Here is a 16,563-nt window from a genome sequence, read left to right on the forward strand (position 1 = left end):
GTTAGTACGGCTGCATTTCATGCTGCCCTATGGATAGCTCACGACGGTGACTGGGACATCCGGGTTGGCGGATGTCGATGAGCCACCAGTGTCGTTGACCACGTGCTGGATACCACCGGATCCGGCCGTGGAGAGGAAGATTGTGAGCAGGTCGTGGAGGCTGGATGCCGGAAGGGTAGCGGGAACCTCAAACGCGTGTGCGGCGTAGATATCCACTCCCTGGTTGAAGAAGCTATAGCTGCCCATGCCATATCCAGCGAAGCTGGTCACAGTGTCGGCAACCTTGAAGGCCGCCCAGCCATCCACACCGGGTGCCTCCATCCAGGCCGACTGGGCAGGTGGATCATAGGGCATCTCATTCTGGAAGAAGATGACGCTGCCGCCGTTACCGTTCCAGATCACCTCGTACTTCTGATAGTGCTCGACGAAAAGGCCGTACGCAGTCACATTGTCACCGTTCACGATGACGCCGGTATCTGCTGTGTTGCTGGTCCAGCCCACGCCATTGCCATGATCGGCCCGCCATGCCCAGATGTCATCGAGGATGACGTTGTCGCTGTTGACGACCAGGCTATTTGTTGCCTTGCCCGGCTCCGCGCCGCCGATACGGAAGAAGACATCCTGAAGAGCGGTCGGGTCGGAAGCATCATGGTCGCTGCGCGCATGGCCATCTCCAACCTGCAACAGCGCTGGCGAGTTCGTCCCCCCCGCGTCGAAGATTATCCCCGAGATCGAGATCCCCTTGGCACTGGCAACCGTCATGGACACGATACCATTTTCAGGAATCAGGGTTGGGAAACCGAGACCCAGCACCACCGTATCGGGACGCGTGACCTTAAGGCCCTGGTCCAGGTGATAGATGCCCGGGGTCAAGATGAGGTCTCGACCAGAACCTAATGCGTCATTGATCGTAGCTGCGGAATCCGTAGGTTGCGCGATAAAGAACTTCTTAAGCGGGAGAGACAAGCCGGGCGTCGCGCCATCGGCCCACGTTGTCCCCACAGAGTTGTGCTGCGCCGAGGGCACGAAGACATTGTAGTTCCCGGTGGAGTCCTCATACAGGTAGGGGGCCTCGCGTGTCACTGGACTGGCCGCGACTGTAGTGTAGGGACCACCACATGACGACTGGGCAGGGAAGCACTGAGCAGGCGCGCCCACAACACCTGAGAATACCTGGTTCCAGACTCCATTGGTCCAGCCATCAAGCTTGCTATTGCGGACCATGAACTGCTGCTGCGAACCGTTGATCACGGTGCCCCGCTGAATTCCGAATCGGCGATGAAGCCGCCGCTCGCGTAGGACGGGCCGGAGCAATAATCCATAAGCGTGACGGGGCCGTTGATGTGGACACGGCGCATAGGCGCAGCCTGCGACACGGCCCAGAACTCGCCATTGTAGCAACCGGCGTTCGGGGTGTTGACGTTGATCGTCAGGTTCGACAATGAGCGCCAAAAGTTCACGAGCGCGATGCAGTTGTTGGTACCCAGGCACTGATTGTAGACATCAATGGACCCGTTGATGACGACATCGCTTGGAGAGAGGCCGAGGCCAGCCACGGTAGTGTAGTAGCCAACCTTGAAATTGAGAGGATCGGTACTGGATCCATAGGTGCCGGGTTCGAACAACAGCGCATAGCGCTGAGTTCCAAACTCGTTAGAGACCTGCTGGTTTGCTATGGCGTCGACCGTCGCCTGAATCTGGCTCTGTGGCATACTGGGATTGAAGATATAGACATTTGAGCCAAAATTGGATTGGTTGGACGCCAAAGAAGCCGCATGTGCGGGGGCGACGCCGCTGGTAGCCATCACGCACGCGAAGGCCACGAGGGCGCATGTAACGAAAATCGAAAGACCACGCAACCATCCGCTATCGACGCGGATACGCTGCGCCCTGTGTGTGTCTGGCTTCCATTGCCATTGGGAAAGGAATGTGCGCAAGCTCATCTCCTCCTCATTTGTAAATATGCCGCAACCCTGCGGCTCCCACATCTGTTCAGAAGAAGCAACCCACAATAAGTAACTGCACCTCGCTGTGCTTACTCAGGCCATCCTGCTGACATGAGCATTCAATCCCGGACGGGCTTTCCAGGATAGGTAGCCTTGTCTCTGTCCTACACTTTGCCAACTATATTGAAAATTATCAATACAGAATGTTTTTTTAACAAAGCAAAGCATTTGGGACATGACTCTCATAGTATAGAGTGAGAAACCGCTTTCTGCAATACATGCGTCTTTAACTTTACTTTCAATTCGTCCGCGTAGGTGTCTTAGGATCCTCATTTCTCAATGATGGTATGCCTCTTCCGCGATGGCTGCTGAATTGAGTCACTAGTATTTTTTGTCGGTAATTTGGAATACATGTATGCTTCCGATGAGTTACCTCTGATGTAGAGTTTTCTGGTGATGTGTTGTATCCGTTTGAAAGGGAATTTCTGTGCTGGCAAAATATATCCGTTTGCGCTTTCATTATGGCTGGTTGATTGCGGTCATCACGTTCCTGGCCCTCCTCGCATCGGCGGGAATGCGTTCGACGCCGAGCGTTCTGATTGTTCCGCTTGAGAAGAATTTTGGCTGGAGCAACGCCACTATTTCGTTTGCGATCTCTATCAATCTTGTCCTTTATGGCCTGAGTGGACCTTTCGCGGCGGCTCTGATGCAGCGTATGGGCATTCGTCGCGTCATGATCGGAGCACTGATTCTTATCGCGCTAGCTTGTGGGTTGACGACTATCATGAATGCTCCCTGGCAGCTTGATCTGCTCTGGGGTGTGCTGGTAGGCCTGGCTACGGGATCAATAGCCTCGGTTCTGGCGGCCCTGATCGCCAACCGCTGGTTCGTGAAGAACAGAGGCCTCGTCATGGGGTTGCTAACGGCGAGCAATGCACCGGACAGCTTGTTTTTCTTCCTTTGCTTGCCTCGCTCGCGGTCTCGTGGGGCTGGCGCGCTTCGGCCTGGGCGACCGCCATCGCCGCGCTCATACTCCTTCCCCTGGTTATTCTCCTCTTTAGTGATCATCCGCGTGATATCGGTTTACGTCCTTACGGCGCAGATCCAGAGGAGGATGACACATCGAATGCGACGAATGCGACTGGCAACCCCTTCTCCGATGCCATCAAGGGCCTGGTACTCGGGATGCGCTCGAAGGATTTCTGGCTCCTGGCTGGGAGTTTCTTCATTTGTGGCGCCTCTACCAATGGCTTGATCGGGACACACCTTATTCCCGCGTCGATGGATCACGGCATTTCAGAGGTGACGGCGGCGAGTATGCTGGCGCTCATTGGCATCTTTGACCTGATCGGAACCACTGTATCTGGCTGGTTGTCTGATCGCGTCGACGCTCGCTGGCTACTCTGCTGGTATTATGGTTTGCGCGGGCTGTCACTGCTCCTGCTGCCCTATGCGCTGGGTAGCACCTATCTTCTCCTGCTGGTTTTCATCGTCTTCTATGGCCTGGATTGGGTGGCGACTGTTCCTCCCACGTCTCGCCTGGCCGCCGATATCTTCGGCAAAGATCAAGTGGGCATCGTCTATGGCTGGATCTTCGCCGCTCACCAGTTTGGGGCCGCGACGGCTGCCTATACCGCGGGCGCGCTTCGCACCACGGAGGGCAGCTATCAAATTAGCTTCATTTCCGCGGGCATTCTCTGCCTGTTCGCAGCAGGCATGGTCATTCGTATTGGCCGGACACGCCGTAAGCAGGTAGCGATAGAGGTTCCAGTAGAGCCTGCTGGCGCCCTTTAGTAGCAAGCACACAATAAGAGAAGAGAGACGATATGAATAGCCAGCACGGCGGAAGAAGACAGTATGGTTTTGTGCTGTCCATCGCATTGCTCCTCGCGTGCCTCGTCATGTTTCTGCCAGGCAAAGCCCATGCCCAGGCATTGCATGCCGTGCTGTTGAGTTCTTCTCCCGCAGAGGGGAGTGTGCTGGCGCACTCCCCTTCCACGGTTCGGCTGTGGTTCTCGGAACCGGTACAACTGGTGGGGCAATCAATAACGATCTTTGCTCCATCAGGAGACGCTATCAGGCAAGAAACCGTTCAGGTGCGGGGGCAGGAGATCAGTATGCCACTTCAGGCCAGCGCAGAAGGAACCTACCTGGTCAACTGGCAGGTCATCTCGGAGGATACCGATCCCACCAGTGGAAGCTTTACCTTTAGCATTGGACATCCAGATGGCGTATGGGCTGGCACTGTTAGCAAAAACACTTCAGCGACAGGGTTCTGGTTGCAAATCCTCGCGCATCTGCTACATTTCCTGGGCTATGCGCTCAGTTTTGGTGCGCTGGCCTTTCTCCGCCTGGTTGTCTATCCAGCCGTACCGTCGCATCGGGAGAGACTACAACAGCCCATCTGGCGACTCGTCAACCTGGGTATTCTCGTCTTACTGCTTGCCGAAGGTGTGGCTCTCATCGCGCAATCGGCAAGCCTGAGAGGGCATGCGATCTTTGATATAGCCTTCCTTGTAACCATCCTGGGGTCCAGTTTTGGGCGCGTTCTGGCCCTCCGTCTTGGCGCGGCGCTGGCGCTCTGGATACTGGTTGGAATCGCCCAGCAGGGCAGCAAGAGAGCCGTGACGCTCTCCCTGGTCCTGGGAGGCATCCTGGCCTTTATTGATAGTGACGCGAGCCACGCCATCTCTTCACAGATGGCGTGGCTCGCCTTGCTGGCAACAACACTCCATATCACGGCCATGGGAGTCTGGCTTGGTGGCCTAATTGCCTTGCTCACGCTTTGGAGGCTTCAGGCGACGAAAGCCTATCGAAATGTGCTGCTCCTTCGTTTTGGCGCATTGGCCCTGACCTCGGTAGCTGAGCTGTTCCTGACGGGTATTGTGCTCTCCTGGTTGCACCTGACCCAGGCAACAGACCTCTTCACGACATCCTATGGTCGTGTGCTTGGCATCAAGGCACTGGCTTTATGTCTTCCGCTCCTCTTCGCTCTACTCAGCAATTGGCAACAGGAACCCATACGAAAACGCTGGTGGCTGTTGGAGACGTTGTCTCTGCTAAGTATACTCGCGCTTGCGGCAACGCTTGTCTCGCTTCCAGCTCCACGCTGACCCTTTGCAAAAGACCAGGACAGAAAGCAAGATGGGAGAAGTATTCCATCTTGCTTTCTAGTACACTTTTCCTATGCAGTCGAGAGCACAAAGTTTGTATCAGCCAGAAAAGGAGAAACAAACATGAGCGTTACAGCATTCTCCAGAGCGCGACTCGCTCGTATGCACGACATCATGGCAAGCCATGTTGAGCGCGGCAGCGTACCCGGTCTTGTAACTCTGGTCAGCCGCCGAGGCGAGGTCCATGTCGATGCTATCGGCACCCAGACAAGAGATAAGCATATCCCGATGCGGCACGATACCATCTTTCGTATCTCCTCGATGACCAAACCTATCACGGCCGTGGCAACTATGATCCTGGTCGAGGAATGCAGAGTGCGGTTAGATGAGCCTGTGAACCGCTGGCTTCCCGAATTGGCGGAACGCAAAGTATTAAAGCGCGAAAATGGGTCGCTTGAGGATACAGTAGCCGCAAACCGATCAATCACAGTGCGCGACCTCCTCACCTTCCGCATGGGATTTGGGCAGATGATGGCTTCGCCAGAAGACTATCCAATTCTGAAGGAAGCCATCGCCCAGGAGATCGGGATGGGACCACCAAGCCCTTCAACGCTTCCTGCATCCGATGAGTGGCTACGCCGTCTGGGACAGCTTCCACTCATGCATCAGCCAGGAGAGAAGTGGATGTATAACACGGGATCTGATGTCCTGGGGGTGCTGATTGCCCGCGTCTCGGGACAACCCCTTGAGACCTTCCTACGCGAGCGGATCTTCGAGCCGCTGGGCATGAAAGATACTGGATTCAGCGTACCGCCTTCAGCCATCGACCGGCTGGCAACCAGCTACTGGAATAATCCCGCAAGCGGAGAGCTTGCCGTCTATGATGAGGCCGAAAGTGGCCAGTGGAGTCGTCCTCCGGCCTTCCCCTCGGGCGCCGGAGGGCTCGTTTCAACCATCGACGACTATTTCTCCTTTGCCCAGATGATGCTTGCGTATGGCAAACACAAAGGTTCACGCATTCTCTCCAGGCCCTCTATCGAGGCTATGATCACTGATCAGCTAACGCCTGAGCAAAAAGCAAAGTCGGGCCTGGTCTCGGGCTACTTTGATAATCATGGCTGGGGATTCGGCGTCTCTATCGTCACAAAACGTTATGATGTGGCAGCGGTGCCTGGGCGTTATGGATGGGATGGTGGCATGGGAACCTCCTGGTACTCGGACCCTAAAGAGGACATGACCACCATCCTCATGACCCAACGCGCCTGGATATCCCCACAACCACCAGAAGTTTGCCTCGACTTTTGGACCTCGGCCTACCAGGCCATCGATGATTGAGAGGTCAGCCTCCTACCCAGTATAGCCCAGCGAACGCGCTGTATCCAGAGCTTCGCGGGCTTCATGCTGGCGTCCTACCAAGTTCAGCACCAACCCTTTATTGTAATAGGCCAGGGCATATTTGGGATCGATGCGCAAGGCCTGATTATACGCCTCAAGCGCTTCATCATAGCGCTTGAGCGCCTTGTAGATCAGGCCTCGATTGTTGTGGGCAGCGGCAAAGTTCTCATCCAGGCGCAGCACCTGCTCATAGGCCGCCAGCGCCTCGTCATATCGCCGTAAAGCCAGCAAGGCATTGCCTTTCCGATTCAACGTAATCGTATCATTGGGATGGGTACGAAGGATATCATTGCATGCGTCAAGGGCCTCCTGGTTGCGCCCCAGGTCATAGAGCGCCAGCGCTCTACGGCTACGAAACTTCAGCGATGTAGAGTCATGCACCAGGGACTGCTCAAAGGCGTCGAGGGCCTCTTGATGGCGTTCCAGCGCGCTGAGGGCCAGGCCCTTGTTATAATATCCCGTAGCATAGGAGGGACTCAGACGTATAAGCTGTTCATACATCTCCAGCGCTTCGCGATATCTCCTCAGTTCATAGAGAGCATCTCCACGGTCTCGATAGCTCTTCGCATCCTGCGAACCAAGCTCGGCAGCCTTCTCGAAGGCATCGAGGGCCTCCTGGTAGCGCCTCATTTCATAGAGAACATCGCCTTTATCGCTATAGACCAGCGCATCACGAGGATCAAGCCGCTGCGCCTGCTCTAGCATCTGTAGCGCCTCGGGGTAACGCCGTTGGGATTTATAGATGATACCTTTATTAATGTAAGCGGAAATAGCGCTGGAATCCAACCTCAACACAAGGTCATACACTTGCAACGCCTCATCATCGCGACGCAAACCAAGGAAGGCATTGCCCTTGCGAATCAAATAGGTCACATTATTTGGCTCCAGACGCAGAGCGGCTTCGCTTGCCAGCAAGGCCTCGTCATACCGCTTGAGATTATTTAATACCCAGGCCTTATTGCCATATGCCTGCGTGAATTGCGGATCGAGACGAATCGCCTCTTCGCAGGCTTGCAAGGCCTCTTCATAGCGCTGCAAGAGACAGAGCACATAGCCGAGATTGCCAAAGGGATCGCTGTAGGAGGGATCAAGTTGCGTCGCTCGCTTGTAAACCTCGACCGCTTCAGGATATCTTTTGAGACCAATCAGCGCCAGGCCCTTGCGGTTATACATCACAGCACTCCGGGGATCAAGCGCGATAGCGCGATCGCAGGCTTTGATGGCCTCTTCATAGCGATTCAATGTATTGAGCAAGCGGGCCATGCTAATATAGGCATTGATGTAGTTGGGGTTGGTGCGCACGGCCTGCTCATACGCCTCTATCGCCTCGGGATAACGCTTCATAGAGCTTAAGACCAGAGCCTTGTTGTTATAGGCAGCGGTATAGCGTGGATTGAGGCGTAGCGCGTCTTCATGCGCTTCCAGGGCCTCTTGATAACGCTCCAGACCCCAGAGAGCATTTCCTTTACGCGTCAGGGATGCGGCATCGTTGGGATCGAGACGCAGGGCCTGTTCGCAGGCTTGAAGTGCCTCTGCATCTCTACCGACAAGCGTCAGGATCCAACCCTTACTGCTATAAGAGAGCATATGCGAGGGGTCAATCTGGATGGCCCGGTCCCAGGCCTGCAGCGCCTCTTCATAGCGCTTCAGGTTCGCCAAGGTAAGGCCTTTGTTATAATAGAACTCAGCATTAGAGGGCTCCAGCAGAATGGCCTGCTCAAAGGACGCTAAGGCCTGTGCATCCCGTAAGAGATCGCTTAAAAGTAGGCCCTTGCGATTATAGAGCGCCGCGCGCGTTGGGGCACGCAGTATCTCCTGCTCACAGGCAAGGAGGGCATCTTCTAAGGCCCTGTTGGAGTTTGATGCCTCTGTGGCCTGTGCTGTGGTCTGTCGAAGCACTTCCATTGCCTGGGGCAGTCCGGTTATCACTGCGGGAAACTGTGGCGCTTGCACTTTTGCAGCCTGTAGTGGAGCGGCTTTCTCTGGCAGAGGCACCGCCTGCCGTAGGGCCGATACAAATGCTTGTACATCGGCGTGGCGCTCCGTACGCTGCTTGGACAGCGCCTTGAGTACCGCCTGCTCAACCGCAAGCGGGAGCGTGGGATTGTACTGACGCAGCGAGATAGGCTGTTCAGTCGCGTGCAAAAAGCCAATGGCGATAAAGTCTCCGGCCTGGAAGGGCTGGCGACCTGTGAAGAGTTCGTAGGCGATACACCCCAGGGCATACTGGTCGCTCTCACGACTCAGCTTTCCCTGGAACTGCTCGGGGGCCATATATAATGGGGTTCCCACTACCGACGTTACCAGTTGTGAACGCGTTGTGGCCGAGGCAATAGTGGCAATGCCAAAATCAGCCAGTAACGCATCACCCTGGGCATTGAAGAGAATATTCTCGGGCTTGATATCACGGTGAATGACGTTATGCTGATGCGCAAAGGCAAGCGCCTCTCCCACCTGCGCCAGGATCGTGATTGTTTGCTCGATTGAGAGGGGTAGCCTTTGTCTGAGACGTTCGCGCAACGAGCCGCCCGCCGCGTACTCGGTGATCAGATAGGGCGTGGGCGCCCCTTCGAGAAAACCCACATCTAGCAGTGGCAGAATATAATGATGTTTAAGGCTCTCTAAAAACTGGGCTTCCTGCAAGAACTGCTCACGTTCTTGCTCGGTCTGGAGAAACATGTGGAGCAATTTGACAGCAACCGCGCGCTCTTTCAGCAATGTATGGTGCGCAAGATAGACCTGGCCGAACCCACCACTACTGATCCGGGAGGCAAGTTGATAATTACCAATACGTCTACCAAGATAGTCCTTCTCTTCAGGCATAAGATACTCCTTTTTCAATCATGTCTGGGCAGAGGGAAAAATAGCCAGTAACCATGTAATAGTACTCTTTGCGCCCTCATAATAGCTTATCAGGAATAAGAGGGATCATGATTGTTTGCAATACTGCAACATAGTATACGTCCTTCTCACCACAACATATCTCGCAAGCAAAGAGGACTCATAGGCCAGAAGAGTGCTACAAACTCACAACAATCCCATTTCGTGAATACAAACTGGAGATTAAATTTAGATCATTATACAATAAATACACCTGCGAGAAGACACTGATTCAGTTAGACATAGAGGGGAAATGCATGAGTATGTTTTCGGGGAAAGCAGTGCTCGTCACCGGGGCCGGGACAGGCATCGGCTACGCACTCTGCCAGGCCTTCGCCAGCGAGGGCGCCACGGTAGCCTTAAATGATATCGACCTGGATCTCTGCACGAGGGCCGCACAGCAGATAAACAGGGCGGTGGGAGCCGAACGAGTCGCACCCTACGCGGGCGATATCGCCGATGTAGAGGCCATCCGCGCCATCTTTCAACGTTTTACCGAGGCCGCTGGCCGGCTGGATATTGTAATTGCGAATGCTGGCATCACCAACTATGGGAACTTCCTCACCTATACGCCCGATGCCTTCGACCGTCTGACCAGCGTCAACCTGCGCGGCAGTTTCTTTACCGCCCAGACTGCTGCCAAGAGTATGATCAAGGCCCGCATTCCTGGTCGCATTATTTTGATGTCTTCTGTCACCGGCATTCAAGCGCATGCAAACCTGGAGGGATATGGCATTACTAAGGCAGGCATCCGCATGATGGCGCGAGGAATCGCGCTGGACCTGGGGAAGTATGGCATTACCGTCAACGCCATCTGTCCGGGGGCGACGCTCACGGAACGCACCCTCCTGGATGACCCCAACTACGAGGCAAACTGGGCCGGTGTGACGCCAACCGGACGCGTGGGAAATGTCGAGGATATTGTCGCCGCCGCCCTCTATCTCGCCTCGCCCCAGGCGCGCCATGTTACCGGGCAGACCCTGGTCATCGACGGTGGCTGGACCCTGCAGAGCCCCCTACCCAGCGCACATCCAGACCTGCCCGAGTATTCTTCCCAATTGCGATAGATGTACCACCAGGAGAGCAAGCAAAGGAGCGAAAAACAGTGCCGATAGATCCGAAAAAGCTACGGAGTCAGCGCCTACGGGCGGTCAATCACCAGGGCGATGCCTTGCGTATGGGCATGAACTGGACCGAGGAAGACCTGGGCAAGCCCCAGGTGCTTGTCGATAGTGCCTATGGCATGGGACATCCAGGCACCTTTCATTTTCGCTCGCTCGTCGAGGAGGTCAGTAATGGCGTCTTTGAGGCAGGCGGCAAACCAGGGGTTTTCACTGTCAGCGATATCTGTGATGGCGTCGCCCAGGCGCACGCGGGGATGTCTTACTCCCTGGTATCGCGCGATATCATGGCGGCCATGATCGAGATCCATGCCCTTGGACACCCGCACGACGGCATGGTCCTGGTCTCGGGCAATGATAAGTCTGTGCCCGCACACCTGCTGGCCATCGCGCGTTGCAACCTGCCCGCCATTCATCTCCCTGGAGGCACGCAACTCAACGCCCCCGATTATGTAACCTCGAATCATCTCTGGCCCATGGGTATGGCAGTCGAACGCGGCGAGCTCCCCAGGGAGGACTTTGAGCAGGCGGAGCATGGAGCCTGCCCCACCTGTGGGGCCTGCCAGTTTATGGGCAGCGCCAGCACGGGCCAGGTCATCTCCGAGGCACTGGGCCTGGCTCTGCCTGGCTCTGCCCTTGTTCCAGCGCCCCTCACCCAGTTGCTGCGCTATGCCCGCGCCACGGGGAAGCAGCTCCTCAGGCTGATTGAGGAAGAGATCACGCCTCGACGTATCCTGACGCGCGAGGCCTTTGAGAACGCCATCATCATTCACGCCGCCGTGGGTGGCTCGACGAATATGCTCCTGCACCTGCCGCTCATCGCACGCGAGGCTGGTGTCGATATCAACATCGACGACTTTGATCGTATTCATCGCCAGGTCCCTGTGCTAGCCAACGTTAAGACCACCGGCCGCTACCCGGTCGAGTATTTCTGGTATGCGGGCGGAGTGCCAGCCGTCATGCTTGAGCTGCGTGACATGCTGCACCTGGATTGCCTGACCGTCACCGGCAAGACCGTGGGAGAGAACCTGGAAGAGATAGAACACAGCCGCTTCTTCGCCGAGCGCATTGGCTACCTACACAACGTCAAGGTCTCGCGCCGTGAGGTGCTGCGCCCGCGCTCAGATCCCTTTGGTCCCGATGGGGGAATCGCGGTGCTACGCGGCAATCTGGCCCCGGGAGGAGCCGTCATTAAGGCCTTCTCGGTCCCTAAAGAGATGCACATCCATACTGGACCTGCCCGCGTCTTTGACTTTGAAGACGAGGCCCTGTCCGCCCTGCGTGAGCGCCAGATCACCCCTGGCGATGTCGTCGTCATTCGCTACGAGGGACCACGGGCCAATGGCATGCCCGAGATGTATTTTGCCTCGACCCTCATCGCCGACGATCCCGCGCTCAACACCACCACGGCCCTGATTACGGATGGACGCTTCTCTGGCGCCATGAAGGGTCCGTGCGTGGGACATATTACGCCCGAGGCCCTCGATGGGGGTCCCATCGCGCTTATTGAAGAGGGCGACCTGGTCGAGATTCATATTCCTGAACGGCGGCTGGCAATTGTGGGCGTCCAGAGGCAACCACTCCCCCAGGAGCAGATAGCGAGCATTCTCAGCGAACGTCGCGCACACTGGACGCCACCTGCGCCCCGCCACAGCAGCGGCATTCTCTCACTCTATGCACGGGTCGCACGTGGTGCCTCAGAAGGCGCCTCCATGACATAAACATCTCATGTCAACCCTGACCTGGATCAAGGAACACGCCTCTTACCCAGAAGGCTCACGCTGGGATTGAGGAAGCCTAATGGCCTCTAAGTTAGCATCTGTCGTACGCTGCTGGGTCTGGAGTACCTGGAGGAAGGCACGTATAACGGCCGGGTCGAAGCGTGTTCCTGCACAGTTCACTAGCTTCTGGCAGATCGCGGTCTCGCTTCTGGCGGTGGAGCATAAGCACAACGTATCATAGGCATCGACAACGGCCACGATACGGGCCGCCAGGGGAATTTCTTCTCCACACAGCCCATAGGGATAGCCCAGGCCATCCCAACGTGCATGATGCGCTTCTATAGACGGAGCTACAAGCGAGAAGATATCGCCAGCCTCCGCCACAATTGCCTTTCCATAAGCTGTATGTTTACACAGGTCAGTAGCCTTTGCTTCCTGTCTGAGTGGGCAAGTATCAGCCAGCGCCAGCATGCCGATGTCATGTAGCATAGCTGTCAGGCGCGTCACGAGCACCATGTCACCAGTGGATTGCATATTTCTGGCCACCATCACCGCAAGCGGGGCGATGCGCTGCCCCTGCTCGTAGAGTTGCGGGTCCTTTACCATTAATAGCCCTAGCAAGGCATGTGTCTGTAAGCTGGCTGTATAGGCCATCGGACCGGTATGGGTTACCGAGGAAGATAGAGCGCCTGTATCCAGCCCGGCGATACGTACACAATTGCGCCCCCCCTGCTTCGCCTGGTACATCAAACGATCAGCGGCTTCAAGCAACGTGCCCCGGTTAGCGCCGTGGAATGGATATAAGACAACACCGATACTCGCCGTCAGGCGCACATACACCGGAGGGCTATACTCACTTGGACTCCAGACATGTAATGCCTGCTGAAGCTGAACACGAACATGCTCAGCAAGTTCGCCTGCCTGCAACAGCGAGATGTTGGGCACAATCACAACAAACTCTTCGCCTCCATAGCGACCCACAACGGCCTGGGGCGATACCGCCTGGCGCAAATTTGCGCCCACCTCGTGTAAGAAAAAATCGCCCGCTTGATGACCCCAGGTATCATTGGCATGCTTAAAATTATCCAGATCAATAAACAGCAGCGCACATGTCTCGCCCAGCTCTCGACTCTGTGCTAACAGTCCATCGAGCGCCTTCATCAAAGCGCGATGGTTGGGCAGCCCGGTCACCGGATCAGTCACGGCTAATTGTGCGTGCTGCCGGAAGAGCGTATCGCGTTCTTGTAGCAGCACTTGTTGCCTCTGGGCGAGAATAATCTTCTCATCATAGGCCTTTTGCAGCTGACTTCGTAGTATACGAGCGTTATCATTTTTCGCGTGCAGGTCATAGGTGAGCCGCCACTGGCGAGGCAGTTCAGCCCCCAGCCATCCCAGAAGCAGCACCACACCAGTAAAAGAGGCAATCGTAAACGTCCAATGCGAGGGCGAAAGCAGGCGCGGTATCCAGGAAGAGGAGAGAACAAGGATACCACCCAACAAGGTCGTCAGCACACCCACCACAGTCACACCAAGGACGCGCCTCATGATTCGCCAGGACACGATTCTCTGGCGCTCGCGCAGGCGCAGAAATGCCCGTGGCCTGGTAATACATGCCCAGATGAGGAGTCCGTACAGCAGCAGAGTCGCCATCGACCAGATGACAGCCGCAAGGGCCTGCAGGACCACATTCACAATCTTCCCCGGAAGAGCTATCCAGGCAGAGGGGCTGGAGAAACTATACAGAGGGACATAGATGAGGGAAAATATCAGGCCGCACAGCAGCACCATCGTCAGAACGCTAGCGAAGGGGGTCCCTTTCCAGGAAAGATTACCAATAACCCTTGGCAAAAGGCGATCATAGGCCATGAACATCAGCATGCGCGAACAGACCAGGAAAACGGCGATAGAGATAGCAATTTGACATAAGCCTAACAGGATGAGAAAAAGGGCGCCAGCCAGGGGGCCAAAACTATTTTGTACCGCGAGCAGCATGGCATCAAACGCCTCCACATGTTCATATGGGACGACGACCAGGACACCAAAGGTGGCAATGACATACGCCACGAAGATCAGAGCACACGCCCACCAGATAAAGCGTCCCGTCCGCGTTCGTGCCTCGTCATCATCGCCACGCACCTCTTTACCCATGATAAAAGGCCAGTCGACACCCATAAAAGCCCACATGACAATGCCATAGATCCCAATGTGTTGTTTGACAGCAGGCCAGCCATGCCACACTGGCCAGTTGGCATGAAAGGGATGCCCCTGCCACAGCCACCAGATACCCGCCGCTCCCACGGCAAGGAACAATGAGACATAGAGGCCAGCCCCCAGCAGCAACATATGTTTAAGATAACGCAATGGCACCAGCGCAAGCGCGGCACAGAACAACACCAGGAACATCTGAGCACAGTAGAGTGTCAAAGGATTATCAAACCAGTGAGGCTCAAAATCCGTAATAAGAATCAGCTCTCCTTGTAAAATAGTCAGGATCACAAAAACACCATATAAGCAGGTAAAAGCGCCGGTGATCTCACCCCAGCGCAGACCACCCAACTTTCTAATCCAGATATAGTGCCCTCCATGAAATGAGAGATGCACCGATAGCCAGCGAGAGACATAAGCTGATGGGAGCAGAAAACAGAGGCCAATCAGCCAATAACTAAAGGTCTCCAACGTCCCTGTCTGCACAGAGTTGACACATAAGAAATAGAGGACAATCAACACTGACATAGCAGCGAGATCGCGGGCACGCAACTCTCGAGGAAGTTTCTGTTTTTCTGGTGCTTCTCTTATTTCATCTCCAGCAAGCATAGAAGGATATCCTCATGTGTGTAAGCTCGTCTCCAACTGTGGAGACGAGCTACCTTCATCCCTTGATCCCAACAGCGCCCAAGCCATGTTGAGATGTCCCTTCACGCTGCATGTGGGCGCACACTACCAGTAGTAGGGATAGTAATAATGGTGATAGTAGTAGAAGGGGTGATAGAAGAAGGGTCGGGAATAGAAGAAGAAGGGTCGGGAATAGCCATGCCCTCTATACCAGCCACCATACCCTCCATACGGCCACCAGGCTGTTTTGGCTGCGCTTCCTGTGCTTGTGGTCACGCTTGAGGTTGAGGCAGATACAGGTGTTGCCATACCAACCATCAAGAGCAACGCAAACGCAGCGCTCATGAGGAAAAGATATAACATCTTTCTCATGGTGCAATCCTCGTTTCCGGTGCTTTGTTATATAGCGCTATCTTTGCTTCAAGCTCTACCAGGCGGATCTACAATTACCTATGCTTATCTTTACTATTATAGAAAACTGCAAAAGCTCATACATGCACGAGAAGACCTGCAACACCCTGTTATGAGTCCAGCTGAGCAAAGGAGTTCTGTTCGCAATCCTGAAGAAAAACGGAGAGGCTTGCATCCATACTCTACCGTAACAACGTATTCAATAGCAGGAGTACGCTCCCATACAGCAATCAAGGAGGAACGTTCTATGGAGCAATCTGCATCACATTCAGGGGAGGAAACAAAGAGGCGCCTGGTAAGTGGCCCGGCTCTTGTTTTATGGCTTGTGGGACTCATCTTACTCGCAATTCTTGGGTTTCTCGTCTCTATTCACCCAACGTTCTGGCCTCTAGAAAAAGATGTGGCGGATTTTATTCAGGGTCCCCATGCCATACCCTGCCGCTTTTCGCCAAACACACGCACGTGGATCGATACTGCCTCTGATTACGTCAATACATTTAATGATCCAATTCCATCAGTCATCATTCCCGGCATCCTCGGCATCGTGCTTCTGCTCTTTCGCGGCTGGATTGAGACGCTGGTCATGTGGATAACGGTGGCGACGGCCAGCGTCGTCTGGGGGGGATTAACCATCCTGGTGGGTCGCCCACGCGCTACACCCGCCGATGGCATCTGTATGCATCGCCTGATCCAGGCCTATAGCTTCCCCTCTGGACATGTCATGCACGACGTTGTCTTGTGGGGCTTTATCTTCTACCTGACGCTTACCAGGCCCGCACGCACCTCGGCGTTGCGCTGGCTACTGCCCATTCTACAGGTACTCATGGTCATCTATGTCCTTATCGTTGGCTACGCGCGTATAGAGGCGGGCGAGCATCACTTCTTTGATGTCCTGGGTGGCTACCTGGCTGGCCTGCTCTGGCTGGGCATTGGCATTACTGTCTATCAATGGCTTAAATATCGCTGGGAGCAGCGCCAGGCGCGCCGACACACGCCCTCCTTTCCATAGACGCCCCGTTTACGGCGCGCAAGGCGATTTATCGCACGAGTACAGCGTTGTGATCAGCCACGCTGCCTAACAACGCTTGCCATGCACATCACATCTTCATGGACAATGCTCGTAATTCCGTATCACCGCGATAAA

The 16,563-nt window shown here is 55.2% G+C and carries 10 protein-coding genes and 1 pseudogene; 6 read left to right on the plus strand and 5 right to left on the minus strand.

Annotated elements, in window-relative coordinates:
- Nucleotides 1-27: 27 nt before the first annotated feature.
- Complete coding sequence (locus JMJ16_RS17065; protein WP_201383399.1) at nt 28-1,251, minus strand: hypothetical protein; 1,224 nt, start codon at nt 1,249-1,251, stop codon at nt 28-30.
- A complete protein-coding gene (locus JMJ16_RS17070) occupies nt 1,248-1,943 on the minus strand; it encodes a hypothetical protein (RefSeq protein WP_201383401.1) in 696 nt (231 codons plus the stop codon). Before JMJ16_RS17070 ends, JMJ16_RS17065 begins: the two co-directional genes overlap by 4 nt.
- Before the next feature lie 490 nt (nt 1,944-2,433).
- Between JMJ16_RS17070 and JMJ16_RS57150 the strand changes: the two are divergent.
- The 3 genes and pseudogenes from JMJ16_RS57150 (at nt 2,434) to JMJ16_RS17090 (ending at nt 6,394) form a co-directional block, all read left to right on the plus strand.
- Nucleotides 2,434-3,740, plus strand: a pseudogene (locus tag JMJ16_RS57150) (MFS transporter).
- A 32-nt stretch (nt 3,741-3,772) separates the two neighbouring features.
- On the plus strand, nt 3,773-5,059 hold the full coding sequence (locus tag JMJ16_RS17085; protein WP_201383406.1) for a copper resistance CopC/CopD family protein: 1,287 nt from the start codon (nt 3,773-3,775) through the stop codon (nt 5,057-5,059).
- A 123-nt stretch (nt 5,060-5,182) separates the two neighbouring features.
- A complete protein-coding gene (locus JMJ16_RS17090) occupies nt 5,183-6,394 on the plus strand; it encodes a serine hydrolase (RefSeq protein ID WP_201383407.1) in 1,212 nt (403 codons plus the stop codon).
- 12 nt (nt 6,395-6,406) lie between these two features.
- On the opposite strand, the gene JMJ16_RS17095 is transcribed toward JMJ16_RS17090, so the two are convergent.
- Nucleotides 6,407-9,277: a serine/threonine-protein kinase gene (locus JMJ16_RS17095; protein ID WP_201383408.1), complete on the minus strand. Its 2,871-nt coding sequence runs from the start codon at nt 9,275-9,277 to the stop codon at nt 6,407-6,409.
- Between the two features lie 314 nt (nt 9,278-9,591).
- On the opposite strand from JMJ16_RS17095, the gene JMJ16_RS17100 reads away from it, so the two are divergent.
- The gene (locus JMJ16_RS17100) at nt 9,592-10,401 is read left to right on the plus strand and encodes an SDR family NAD(P)-dependent oxidoreductase (RefSeq protein ID WP_201383409.1); all 810 of its coding nucleotides are present in this window, start codon (nt 9,592-9,594) and stop codon (nt 10,399-10,401) included.
- Nucleotides 10,402-10,439: 38 nt separating this feature from the next.
- Nucleotides 10,440-12,176 (plus strand): dihydroxy-acid dehydratase, encoded by a 1,737-nt coding sequence (gene ilvD, locus JMJ16_RS17105; protein WP_201383410.1) that lies wholly within the window; start codon nt 10,440-10,442, stop codon nt 12,174-12,176.
- A 42-nt stretch (nt 12,177-12,218) separates the two neighbouring features.
- On the opposite strand, the gene JMJ16_RS17110 is transcribed toward ilvD, so the two are convergent.
- Entirely contained in the window at nt 12,219-14,990 is a 2,772-nt protein-coding gene (locus JMJ16_RS17110) for an amino acid permease (protein WP_201383411.1), read from the minus strand.
- A 123-nt stretch (nt 14,991-15,113) separates the two neighbouring features.
- Nucleotides 15,114-15,380, minus strand: coding sequence for a hypothetical protein (locus tag JMJ16_RS17115; RefSeq protein WP_201383412.1), 267 nt, complete (start codon nt 15,378-15,380; stop codon nt 15,114-15,116).
- A 286-nt stretch (nt 15,381-15,666) separates the two neighbouring features.
- On the opposite strand from JMJ16_RS17115, the gene JMJ16_RS17120 reads away from it, so the two are divergent.
- Entirely contained in the window at nt 15,667-16,428 is a 762-nt protein-coding gene (locus tag JMJ16_RS17120) for a phosphatase PAP2 family protein (RefSeq protein WP_201383415.1), read from the plus strand.
- Nucleotides 16,429-16,563: the final 135 nt, after the last annotated feature.

The sequence above is a fragment of the Ktedonobacter sp. SOSP1-52 genome (assembly GCF_016587395.1).